We start from the raw sequence: 11883 nt of genomic DNA on the forward strand, positions 1-11883 counted from the left end.
TGATCTAGACCAGCGGCGGCGTGGCTGCAATCCCCGATGGGGTTTAATAGAGCCCGCCTGAGCTGATCGTGCCAAAGCCCGCATCGGTGGGAACCCGCACTGTTTCGCCTGACGAGGTGCGCACATCTGCGCCCTCTTCCTGCAATGCGCCATCAACCTCACCCGGCCCAAAGACGGGCAAATCCGAGGCCATAGCAAACCCACCATCCACAATGGCCGAACGCGCACCAACAGGGGGCACTTCTGCGGCGCGGAAATATTCATAAACCACGTTTTCGCCGCTTTCCCCATCAGCCAGACGTTCGCCAGAGAAGCGATCAATTGGCACGAACACACCGCCCTCGGGCACGCGGAACGGGCCGCCGCCATATTCGGCCACGGCCTCTTGCATAAATTCTTGGAACACGGGCGCACAAGTCCCACCGCCGGAGGCGCGGCCAAGCGACCGCGGTTGGTCATAGCCGATATAGCACCCCGCCACGATATTGGAGGTAAAGCCAACAAACCAAACATCGCGGGCGTCATTGGTTGTGCCCGTCTTCCCAGCAGCAGGCACAGGCAGGTTCACCGCGCGCGCGGCTGTTCCGCGCTCGACAACCCCCTCAAGCATCGAGGTGAGTTGAAAGGCGGTAATTGGATCCATAACACGAGCGCGGTTGGATACGATCCGCGGCCCCAAGCCTGCGGGCAATGTGTCGCTCAAACAATCTTCGCAAATACGCTGATCATGGCGATACACAGTTTGTCCAAACCGATCTTGGACACGGTCAACAAGGGTAGGCTCCACCCGCTCACCGCCATTGGCAAACATCGCATAGGCCGCGACCATTTTGTAAAGCGTGCTTTCTTGCGCCCCCAAGGAATTGGCCAAAAATGGCTGCATCTCATCATAAACACCAAAGCGTTCAGCATAGCGCGCAACGGTCTCCATCCCCACATCTTGGGCCAAGCGGATGGTCATCAAGTTGCGCGATTGTTCAATCCCTGTGCGAATGGGCGCAGGGCCAAAAAACCGATCCGAGGCATTGGTTGGACGCCAAAGACCCTCGGGCGTTTCCACCTGAATGGGCGCATCGATCACAATGGTGTTGGGGCTATAGCCACTGTCCAACGCCGCCGCGTACACAAATGGCTTAAAGCTTGAGCCGGGCTGCCGCGTGGCTTGGGTGGCGCGGTTAAACACCGAATATTGATAGGAAAAGCCGCCTTGCATCGCCAAAACGCGGCCCGTGTTCACATCCATCGCCATAAAGGCCCCTTGCACCTCGGGGATTTGGCGCAAGGAATAATGCCCTGCCCCTGTGTCATCCTCAACAGGCAGAACATGGATCACATCCCCGCGCGCAAGCAGGTCATCGGCAAAATTGGCCGCGCTGCCTGTTGTGCCATCTTCGCGCAAAGGGCGCGCCCAAGTGACATCCTCCGCCAAGATGCGACCCGTTTCGCCATCCTCAAAGGCAATCAGCGCATCACCGCCCTCGAACCCCGTCACAGCAGCCACATGCCACTGATCCACATCGCGCGGGATTTCCGCAACCGAAAGCGCCTCGGCCAAACTGGCCGCATCCTCAAGGGCCGCTACATCCAGTTGCGCCAAGGCCCCCCGCCAAACTCCGCGCCCGCGATCATAGGTTTCAAGCGCGCTGCGCAACGCGCGCTGTGCCACGATTTGAAGATTTTCATCCATCGTTGCGCGCACGGCATACCCGCCTGTGAAGAATTCTTCTTCGCCAAACTGGGTCGACAATTGGCGGCGAATTTCATCCGTAAAATAGCCCCGTGGCGGCAGGCTAGAGCGGAAAGGCGCAATATCCCCCCGCTGCACCGTCTCAAGCTCTGAGGCTTGGCTATCTTCCATCAACTCGCGCGTGATATAGCCATTCTCGAACATCTCGCGCAGCACATAATTGCGCCGCTCAACCGCATCATCGTAATCGCGCACAGGATGCAGACGCGCAGGCCGTTGCGGCAGAGCGGCCAAATAGGCAGCTTGCGCAGGGGTCAAATCGGACAGCGCCATGTTGAAATAGGTCTGCGCAGCGGCGGCAACACCATAGGAATTTTGACCAAGGAAAATCTCGTTCAGATACAGCTCAAGGATACGTTCCTTGCTCATGGATCGCTCAATCCGTGCGGCCAAAATAATTTCCTGCACCTTGCGCTCAATCGTGCGGCTGCCATCGAGAAGGAAATTCTTCATCACCTGCTGCGTGATGGTGGAGGCGCCACGCACATCCTGCCCGCGCGAACGCACCGCATCCACAAGGGCCGATGCAATCGCGCGCGGATCATAGCCCGCATGCTGATAGAAATTGCGATCTTCGGCGCTGATAAAGGCATGAGCCACCAGATCAGGGATTTCTTCGGCTGGCACGAAAACACGGCGCTCTTGCGCGAATTCGTCAATGATACGGCCTTCGCGCGAATAGATACGGCTGATTGTGGCAGGGGTATATTGCGACAGCGTTTCGTAATTGGGCAAATCGCGCGCAAAAACCCAAATCACGCCGCCAACAATAATGGCACCAAACACAACCGCCATGATCGCCGAGGCAAAGAGCCCGCCGAAAATACCCATCACAAAACGGATGATCTGGCTCATGCGTGTCACTTCCCCAAAAAGCCTTACCCCAAGCGCGTGTTCGCTTATAGGGCGCAGCCGCGCGCGCGTCAAAAGCTTAAACCTTCACTTCATGGTGAGATCACACAAGATTATCGCCGCATCAGGCTGCGGCGCAGATTGTCTTCGGCCAACCATGCCTCGATGGCCCGCGCAATCCCGCCTTGCGCCCGCGACCGCAAAACAGGGTAAAGGATATTTTCCAAATCCCCACCTTCGGACATAAAACCGGTTTCCAAGAGGACAGAGGGGTAATCAGGCGCGCGCAGCACCGTAAAATTTGCCTCAAGACGCGGGCGGCTGTGCAATTCAACCCCTGCCCCCTCAAGGCCCGTCACCAAGGCATCGGCCAAGGCATCACTGCGCGGATCGGTTTCAAGACGCGCCAAATCCATAAGCAAATCTGCGACAACATCATCGGATTGGCCCAAATCCACGCCCGCCAATAGATCGGCGCGGTCATGCTGCGCGGCAAGCGCCGCTGAGGCCGCATCAGAGCCTGTCTCGGACAAGGTATAAACAGTCGCCCCAGGCGCCATGCCATCGCCTGCGGCCAAGGCATCGGCATGAATTGAAATGAAAAGATCAGCCCCCGCCATGCGCGCGCGCGACATCCGATAAGGCAGGGGGATAAATTCATCCCGCTCGCGCGTCATGAACACATCCACGAGTCCATCACGCAACAATATCTCGCGCAACTCTAACGCGAAGAGCAAAACCAAATCCGCTTCGCTATAGCCATCGCGCTCTGCGCCCGGATCAATTCCACCATGGCCCAGATCAAGGGCAATCAAGGGCCGTGTACGCAGTGGCGGCGCGGGTTCAGCAATCACCGCTTCAGGTGGCTCATCTGCGCTTGCTGGGGTGAGATGGGTTGCAAGTTCTTACGCCGTTGCGGGGCGCAGCCGCAAGGTGAGACGCACCGCGTCAGGATGCCCTGTATCCATCACCGCGCGATCAATCACCATGGGCGCGGTCAAATTCAGGCTCAACCGCCCCCAACCTGCACGCGGTGCGGGGCCGAGCGTGACCGCCTGTGCGCGATCCGCTCGATCAAACCCATTGGGCAGATTTTGCGCCTATACCACTGCCAAATCAACAATCAACCGCATCGGATTGCCGCGCAGACGCAGCCCATAGGCGGTGGCACGATTAAGGCGAAGCTGCACCTCAATCCCTTGGCCTCGATCCGTGACATAGCTTTCGCCTAGATCAAGGCGCACAGGTGTTTCGGCCCAAACCATGGGGCCAATCCACAAAAACAGAATCGCAAAAATACTGCGAAACATGACCTGCGGCATGGGGTTGTCTTTCTGCTCTTATCCGCGTCATAAAGATACAAAATTTAGATTGATATTTACAATCTATTTTGCATGTACAGCCATAAAGGCCGTGATACGTGCGACCCCTTCTTCGATATCGGCCGTGCTGCGGGCATAGGAGAACCGTAAGGCGCGCGTGCCTTCTTCCGGATCAAAATCAAGGCCTGGGGTGACGGCAACCCCTGCCTCCTCCAACATTGCGCGCGCCATATCTTGCGCGGGCCAATCAAAAGCGCTGATATCGGCATAGACATAGAATGCACCATCTGCGGGCGCGAGGTGCTCAAATCCCGCCGCGCGCAGCCCATGCAACAAGATCATGCGGTTTTTAGCATAGATAGCGCGGTTCTCATCCAGTTCCGCACGCCCTTCAGGCGACAAGGCCCCTAGGGCTGCGATTTGTGCCGCATGTGGCGCGCAAATAAACATATTTTGCGCCAAACGCTCGACCACGCGCAGGTGATCTTCGGGCACGACCATCCACCCCAATCGCCATCCTGTCATCGAGAAATATTTAGAAAAGGAGTTGATAATATAGGCCTGATCGGTCACCTCAAGCGCGCTGACGGCGCGCGCCTCGTAATGCAGCCCGTGATAGATTTCGTCACTGATCAAGGCCACATCCCGCGCGGCGCAGGCAGCCGCCAGTTCCGCAAGTGCGGGCTTTTGGATCATCGTGCCTGTCGGGTTTGCAGGGCTTGCCAAGATCAGACCTGCGAGATCTTCGGTGATCTGGTTGGGGCGCGGCTGAAACCCACTGCTGGCATCGGTGCGCAATCCCGCAACGTCCAAACTCATTGCCTTAAGGATTTGCCGATAAGACGGGTAACAGGGAAGCCCCATACCAACCTTTTGGCCCGCATCAAAAAGCGCGGAAAATGCCAATAAAAACCCGCCCGATGCCCCCGCGGTGATCACCACGCGCGCAGGATCAAGGTCGATATCATACCATTCGCCATAAAGGGCTGCGATCCCCGCGCGCAGATCAGGACGCCCGAGCGCCACAGTATAGCCTAGCGTGTCTTCTTCCATTGCGCGCGCCAGCCTCTCGCGCGCGGCGCGTGGCGCGCCTGTGCCGGGTTGGCCGACCTCCATGTGGATGATGTGGCGCCCCTCCTCCTCAAGACGGCGGGCGGCCTCCATGACGTCCATCACAATAAAGGGATCAACCTGACCACGGCTTGAATAACGCATTGCTTCCTCGCTAGACTGGATGCATCGGTTTGAAACAGCCCAGCCCGAAAAGGTCAATCACAGATGCGATCCTTTCTTTTTGCCGTGATATTGGGCCTATGCCTTGGCCTTGCGCCCAAAGGGGCCTTGGCGCAATCCATGATCCAAGATGCCGAGATTGAGGCAGGTTTACGCAACCTGCTGATGCCCATTCTCAAGGCGGCAGGATTGGGGCAGTCTATCCGCGTGATTTTGCTCAATGATCCGCAGATGAACGCCTTTGTTCGCGATGCACGCACGATTTTTGTCACTTCGGGGCTGATGATGGCCTTGGACGAGCCTGCCGAATTGCAGGCCGTTTTGGCCCATGAGGCCGTGCATATTGCCAACGGGCATTTGGCCCACCGCCCCGAGAATGCCGACACGATGAGCGGTGCATCGCGGCTGGGTTTGGTGGCAGGTCTGCTGGCCGCAGGCGTAACGGGGGATGCGGGTGCAGGCGCGGGCGTTGCGGCAGGTATGGCCTCAAGCGCGCAGCGCGTCTTTTTCTCACATACCCGCGCCGAAGAGGCGAGCGCGGATGCCGCCGCCCTTAGATATCTCGAGCGCGCAGGCGTTGACCCCACCGCAATGGCGCGCGTCCTAGATCGCTTTGCAGGGCAAGAGTTACTCTCAACTGACCGCCAAGACCCCTATGTGCGCACCCACCCGCTGACCCGTGATCGTCTGCGATTGGTCGCAAATTTTGACGGCGGCACGGCCCCACCCCCTGACAGCGAAGCGCAATATTGGTTTGATCGTAGCAAGGGGAAATTAGCAGCCTTTCTGAACCCACCCTCTTGGACATTTGCGCAGGTGGGAAATGACCCCTCAGAGATCGCAACAATGCGCCGCGCAGTGGCCTATCACCGAAATTCCGAAGGCGATGCCGCCTTGCGTGAGTTAGAGCGGTTGATCCTAAACCACCCCGCAGACCCCTATTACCAAGAGCTATATGCACAGGTTCTATTTGAAAACCGCCAGTATGACGCGGCGATTGTGGCCTATGAACGGGCCATCCAGATGTCCCCTGATGCAGGTCTGATTTTAGCGGGATATGGTCGTGCCCTTCTTGCGCCCGACAGCCCCGCGCGCAATGCCGAGGCCTTGGCGGTGCTAGAGGCCGCCTTTGCCCGCGAATGGCACAACGCGCGGCTTATGCGAGATTTGGCTATGGCCTATGCGCGCGATGGCCAAGATGGTATGGCCGCATGGGCCACCGCAGAACGCGCGGCCTTGGAGGGAGATTTTGAAACCGCCGCCCTTCATGCCCGCCGTGCCACAGGCCTCTTGCCCCAAGGGTCAAGCGGGTGGCTTCGGGCGCAAGATGTGTTACGTGTGGCTGAAACGAAAAACGACTGACAGGATGCGCGATGACCCCTTCCCCGAAAAGCCTGATCTTGGCGCTTGGCCTAACACTTGGCACCCTCAATCCCGCTACAGCATTTGACATCGATGCCATGAGCGAGACAGAACGCGCAGCGTTTCGCGCGGAAATCCGCGCCTATCTGCTGGATAATCCCGAAGTGCTGATGGAGGCCTTCGACATTCTAGACGAGCGTCAAGCGGCCGCAGAGGCGCAGGCTGAATCCCAGATTATCGCGGCCAATTCTGACGCGATTTTCGCCTCACCCTATGATTATGTTGGCGGCAACCCCGAGGGTGATGTGACCCTAGTCGAGTTTCTTGATTATCGCTGTGGCTATTGTAAACGGGCCTTCCCCGATATCGAAGCCATGCTTGAGGCAGATGGGAACATCCGCTTTATCGTCAAAGAGTTTCCGATTTTGGGCGATGCCTCGCTCTTGGCCTCACGCTATGCGATTGCGGCCAAAATCGCATTGGGGGAAGAAGCCTATCGCGCGCTTCATGATGCGATGATGGTGATGCGGGCCGAGGTCAGCGAAGGGTCATTGCAGGCCACCGCCGAAGGGCTGGGTCTTGATCACGCGGCCATCGTGGCCGAAATCAACAACCCGCAAATCGATGCAACAATCAGCCTCAATTACGAATTGGCCCGTGCGCTGAATATTTCCGGCACGCCAACCTTTGTGCTGGAAACGGGGCTCTTGCGCGGGGCCTTGCCGCGCGACCAGATTGAGGCGGCGATTGCAACTGAGCGCAACGTAAACTGAACAAACGCTTAGCGTGAAAATGAAAAACGGGCAGGGTTTGCCCTGCCCGTTTTATCTTGATCGGGTCGGTTAGCCGCGTGACCACCACCCGCGCTTCTTTGGCCCCTCAGGCGCAGGTTCTGCGGCCTGTGGCGCAGACACCGCCGCGACATCCACATCTGGCGCAGATGGCACCTCGGCCACAGGTTCGGCCTTTTTCGCAAGGGTTTTACGGCTGCGCGTGGCCCGCTTGGGCTTGGGTGCCTCTTCCGCAGGCTCTGGGGCCTTTTCGGCCTCAGCCACCGATTCCGTTACCGCAGCGGCCTCTTCAGCGGCTTTTTCGGCCTTGGTTTTGCGACCACGGCGCTTTGGTTTTGGGGCCTCTTCCACCGCTGCATCTGCCGCTGCTTCTGCAGGTGCTTCTGCAGTGGGATCAGATGGTTCTGGCGCGGCTACCGTCTCCGCCGATGCGTCAGATTTGGTCGGCTTGCGACTGCGGCGGCGCTTTGGCTTTTCCTCAACTTTGGGGGTGGCGTCTGCCTCCGCTGCGGGCAAGGCATCAGCCTCAGACGCGCCTGCACTCTGTTCTGCAATCTCTGGGGCCTCAGTGCCCTCCTCGGTTATGCGGGCCTCGTCCCCCTCGCCCCGATTGCGGCGGCGGCCACGGCCACCACGGCGGCGGCGGCGGCGTTTCTTGCCCTCGCCCTCTTCGCCTTGTGCCTCGGGGCGGTCTGCCTCAGGTGCCTCGGTGATATCAATCTCATCCAAAGCCTCGGCTTCAGCGGCTTCGATTTCCTCCATCAGCCCTGCATCCATCGAAACAACAGGGCTTGCAGGGGAGATGCGGCGGGTGGCTGTTTTGAATTTTTCAATCCGATAATCGGGCGTGATCATCGAAGGATCGGCCTCGACACGGATCGAAACCCCATAGCGCACCTCGAGATCAGCGAGATATTCGCGCTTTTGGTTCATAATGAAATTTACAATGCCCACGGGCGCAGTCAACACCAACTCGCGCGAGCGGCGGCGGGTGCTTTCCTCTTCCAACTGGCGCAGGATCGATAGGCCCTGACTGTCATCAGAACGCACAAGCCCCGTGCCGTGGCAGTGATGGCAGGGCTGTGTCGTGGCCTCCAACATCCCAGGGCGCAGACGTTGGCGCGACATTTCCAACAGGCCAAAGCCTGAGATACGCCCAACCTGAATGCGCGCGCGGTCGGTTTTGAGGCGATCTTTCAGCCGCTTTTCCACTGCCAGATTGTTGCGCCGATCATCCATATCGATGAAGTCGATCACAATCAGACCCGCCAAATCGCGCAGACGCACTTGGCGCGCCACCTCTTCGGCAGCCTCAAGATTGGTCTTAAGCGCGGTTTCCTCAATCGAGCCTTCCTTGGTCGCGCGCCCCGAGTTCACATCAACCGCAACCAAAGCCTCGGTGATGCCGATCACGATATAGCCGCCCGATTTGAGCTGCACAACAGGGTTGAACATATCGGCCAAGTAATCCTCGACCTGATAGCGCGCAAAAAGCGGCAGACTGTCCGCATAATGTTTCACGTTTTTGGCATGGGAGGGCATGATCATTTTCATGAAGTCCTTGGCTTGGCGATACCCCGCCTCGCCTTCAACCAGCACCTCGTCAATATCGCGATTATAGAGATCGCGGATCGAGCGGTGGATCAGATTACCTTCCTCATAAATTGGCGCAGGCGCAATCGAGCGCAGGGTCAATTCGCGCACCTGTTCCCATTGGCGCTGCAAATATTCGTAATCGCGCTTGATCTCGGCCTTGGTGCGTTGGCTGCCCGCGGTGCGGATGATCAGACCCGCGCCCTGCGGCACCTCCATCGATTGCGCGATTTCCTTTAGCTTTTTGCGATCCGAAATATTGGTAATCTTGCGGCTGATCCCGCCACCGCGCGCGGTATTGGGCATCAAAACACAATAGCGCCCAGCAAGGCTGAGATAGGTGGTCAGGGCCGCGCCTTTATTGCCGCGTTCCTCTTTGACGACCTGCACCAGAATAATCTGGCGTACTTTGATCACTTCTTGGATTTTATATTTGCGCGCGCGCGGTTTGCGGGCAGGACGAATATCTTCGTGATCATCATCATCGGCGATGGTTTCGGCCTCGGCGGGGGCGGTGGCGTCCTCGTCAGATGCGCAATCTTCGATATCGGCCTCAACCTCAGTATCGGCAGCGCTCTCAGGGGCGACCGTGTCAGTGAGGGCCGCATCAAGCGCCTCATCTGCCTCCGCCTCAGATTCAGCCTCAGCGTCCAGATCAATCACATCCATGCCCGAGGGCGTGCTAACCTCGCCTGTGGCAATCGCATCACCTGCGGCGGCCTCTGCACGAGTGTCCGAGGATTTGCGGCGGCGCGAGCGGCGGCGTTTGGGGGCGGATTTCTCCTCCTCATCGGCTTCGGCCTCGGCGGCCAACTCCCGCTCCTCGGCCAAAAGCGCCTCACGATCCGCTTTGGGGATTTGGTAATAATCGGGATGAATTTCCGAGAAGGCCAAGAAACCATGACGATTGCCGCCATAATCCACAAAGGCCGCTTGTAACGAGGGCTCAACCCGCGTCACCTTTGCCAAATAGATATTTCCAGCCAGTTGTCGCTTATTCAGCGACTCGAAATCGAATTCCTCGACCTTGTTTCCATCTGCCACAACAACGCGGGTTTCCTCCGCGTGGGTGGCATCGATAAGCATTTTCTTTGCCATGGGTTCCTTGCACATCCCTGCGCTGCGCGCACCCCCGAGGGTCGCGTGAGAGGGGGATATTGTCCTGAAAGGGCGATGACGCGGACAGCAGGATGGGCGGGCGCGGCATGGGCCAACCCGTCACTCACTTGGCTGATCTGCACGCGTTTCATCGCGATTTATCTCCGAAGCTGCGCGTGCACTCGCCCGCGCCTCTCCCATTATGTCCCGCTTGCGCGGGGGTTAGATGGGCCTGAGGGCAGCACAAGGGCGGCGGTCAGGCTTTGGCATCCTGCCCTCTCTCCCGCGCGGGTTTTCGTACGCGCTTCAAGAAGGGGGCAGATAAACTTTGCAGATGTCCAGCTGGCTCAAACCGCCAGATCATCATGATTACCATAGAGGCAGAGCGGGGAAGAGGGCAATGGGTTTTTTTGGGGGGGATGGGCAACGATGTATGTAGATGAAATCATTTTGGTCGGCGATCGACCCAAGGCCACCAATCGTGATCGCGTCCATGCCGCGCCGCCGCATGGCTGCAATCCGCCCATAGAGCCCTTTGCCCCCCTCACAAATAATCCGACCTACTCAACCCGTATTTCGCCATTTTCTCGTTCAGGGTGCGTCTTGGTAGGCTGAGTTCTTCCATCACGGCGGCGATGGAGCCGCGGTGGCGGCGCATGGTGTTGTCGATCAGCATCCGCTCAAACGCCTCGACATATTCTTTGAGGGGTTTGCCCTCGCCCATATCCTGCGGCACCACCTCGGTTGTGTCGTTCATCAACAGCGCCGTGATCGAGGCCGCGCCACGGCGGGCTTGCAGCGTGGAGCGTTCAGCCAAGTTCAGCAATTGACGCAGGTTTCCAGGCCATGGGGCCTGCAACATTTGCGCGGCCTCTTGGGCATTGGGGTGGATTGGCTCGGTGCCGTATTCTTCGGCGTAATTTTCAGCGAATTGTGCGAACAGTGTCAGCACATCCTCGCCCCGCTGCCGCAAGGGGGGCAGCGCGATGCGCATCGCGGCCAAGCGGAAAAACAGATCGGGCCTGAGCGCCGCCTCACACCCCGCGGCCCCTTCGGCCCCGTTACAAATGGCAATGATGCGCAGATCGCGGCCCGCGCTTTGCGCCTCGTCCAAAGCCGACAGCAGCCGCGCCTGCAGCGCATCGCTGAGGGTTTCGACATCCTCAAGCACCAATGTGCCGCCGCGTGCGGCCTCTAGGGCGGGGCGGGCCAGATCGTTTTCTTCTGCGCCAAAGATCAGGCTGCGCAACTGCGCCTCATCCTGCGCGCCACAGGTGACGGTGACAAAGGGTTTGCCCGCACGGGGGCCGACCGCGTGCAGGGCATGGGCGACAAGGGTTTTGCCCGTGCCCGTCTCGCCCGTGATCAGGACATGACCATCGGCTTGGCCAAGGTCGAGAATATCCTCGCGCAGCCGTTCCATCGCGGGGCTTGTGCCCACCAAGCGGCGCATGATCCCTGTGCCATCGCTGAGTTCTCGCCTGAGCAAGCGATTATCAAGGGTCAAACGCCGCGCTTGGATCGCGCGTTTTGCAAGGCTGCTCATCTTTTCGGGATCGAAGGGTTTTTCGAGAAAATCAAAAGCGCCGATGCGCATCGCCTCGACCGCCATTGGCACATCGCCATGGCCCGTGATCATGATCACAGGCAGGCTGTGATCGATAGAATTCAGCCGTTTAAGAAACGCCATCCCATCCATGCCCGGCATACGAATGTCACTGATAACAATACCCGCAAAATCGGATGTGATCTCTTTGAGCGCCTCTTCCGCGCTGCCATAGGTTTCGGTTTCAAACCCAGAAAGGGCCAACCATTGGCTGATCGATTGGCGCATATCCTGCTCGTCATCGACAATCACAACTTTCATTCCAACCCGATCCTTTCG

Annotated in this window: 8 protein-coding genes; 2 read left to right on the plus strand and 6 right to left on the minus strand. The window is 58.5% G+C overall.

Features of this window, described 5'->3' with window-relative positions; genetic code table 11:
- Positions 1–43: 43 nt before the first annotated feature.
- The 4 genes from AAC632_RS11660 to AAC632_RS11675 form a co-directional block, all read right to left on the minus strand.
- On the minus strand, positions 44–2593 hold the full coding sequence (locus AAC632_RS11660; RefSeq protein ID WP_340299152.1) for a penicillin-binding protein 1A: 2550 nt from the start codon (positions 2591–2593) through the stop codon (positions 44–46).
- 119 nt (positions 2594–2712) lie between these two features.
- A complete protein-coding gene (locus tag AAC632_RS11665) occupies positions 2713–3453 on the minus strand; it encodes an N-acetylmuramoyl-L-alanine amidase family protein (protein WP_340299049.1) in 741 nt (246 codons plus the stop codon).
- A gap of 246 nt (positions 3454–3699) precedes the next feature.
- Positions 3700–3921 (minus strand): hypothetical protein, encoded by a 222-nt coding sequence (locus AAC632_RS11670; protein ID WP_340299051.1) that lies wholly within the window; start codon positions 3919–3921, stop codon positions 3700–3702.
- A 63-nt stretch (positions 3922–3984) separates the two neighbouring features.
- Positions 3985–5136 (minus strand): aminotransferase class I/II-fold pyridoxal phosphate-dependent enzyme, encoded by a 1152-nt coding sequence (locus AAC632_RS11675; RefSeq protein ID WP_340299053.1) that lies wholly within the window; start codon positions 5134–5136, stop codon positions 3985–3987.
- 63 nt (positions 5137–5199) lie between these two features.
- On the opposite strand from AAC632_RS11675, the gene AAC632_RS11680 reads away from it, so the two are divergent.
- Together AAC632_RS11680 and AAC632_RS11685 are read left to right on the plus strand one after the other, a co-directional pair.
- The gene (locus AAC632_RS11680) at positions 5200–6516 is read left to right on the plus strand and encodes a M48 family metalloprotease (RefSeq protein WP_340299055.1); all 1317 of its coding nucleotides are present in this window, start codon (positions 5200–5202) and stop codon (positions 6514–6516) included.
- 11 nt (positions 6517–6527) lie between these two features.
- Positions 6528–7289, plus strand: a complete 762-nt coding sequence (locus AAC632_RS11685; RefSeq protein ID WP_340299056.1) for a DsbA family protein — start codon at positions 6528–6530, stop codon at positions 7287–7289.
- Between the two features lie 69 nt (positions 7290–7358).
- On the opposite strand, the gene AAC632_RS11690 is transcribed toward AAC632_RS11685, so the two are convergent.
- Together AAC632_RS11690 and AAC632_RS11695 are read right to left on the minus strand one after the other, a co-directional pair.
- Entirely contained in the window at positions 7359–9998 is a 2640-nt protein-coding gene (locus AAC632_RS11690; RefSeq protein ID WP_340299920.1) for an Rne/Rng family ribonuclease, read from the minus strand.
- Positions 9999–10542: 544 nt separating this feature from the next.
- Complete coding sequence (locus tag AAC632_RS11695; protein WP_340299058.1) at positions 10543–11865, minus strand: sigma-54-dependent transcriptional regulator; 1323 nt, start codon at positions 11863–11865, stop codon at positions 10543–10545.
- Positions 11866–11883 lie beyond the last annotated feature (18 nt).

The sequence above is a fragment of the Roseobacter sp. HKCC-CH-9351 genome (genome assembly GCF_037830295.1).
Taxonomy (GTDB): domain Bacteria; phylum Pseudomonadota; class Alphaproteobacteria; order Rhodobacterales; family Rhodobacteraceae; genus M30B80.

Coding starts and splice junctions, on each gene's coding strand:
- AAC632_RS11670 (WP_340299051.1), bottom strand. CDS start 3,921: ATGCCGCAGGTCATGTTTCGCAGTATTTTTGCGATTCTGTTTTTGTGG.
- AAC632_RS11675 (WP_340299053.1), bottom strand. CDS start 5,136: ATGCGTTATTCAAGCCGTGGTCAGGTTGATCCCTTTATTGTGATGGAC.
- AAC632_RS11680 (WP_340299055.1), top strand. CDS start 5,200: ATGCGATCCTTTCTTTTTGCCGTGATATTGGGCCTATGCCTTGGCCTT.
- AAC632_RS11685 (WP_340299056.1), top strand. CDS start 6,528: ATGACCCCTTCCCCGAAAAGCCTGATCTTGGCGCTTGGCCTAACACTT.
- AAC632_RS11690 (WP_340299920.1), bottom strand. CDS start 9,998: ATGGCAAAGAAAATGCTTATCGATGCCACCCACGCGGAGGAAACCCGC.
- AAC632_RS11695 (WP_340299058.1), bottom strand. CDS start 11,865: ATGAAAGTTGTGATTGTCGATGACGAGCAGGATATGCGCCAATCGATC.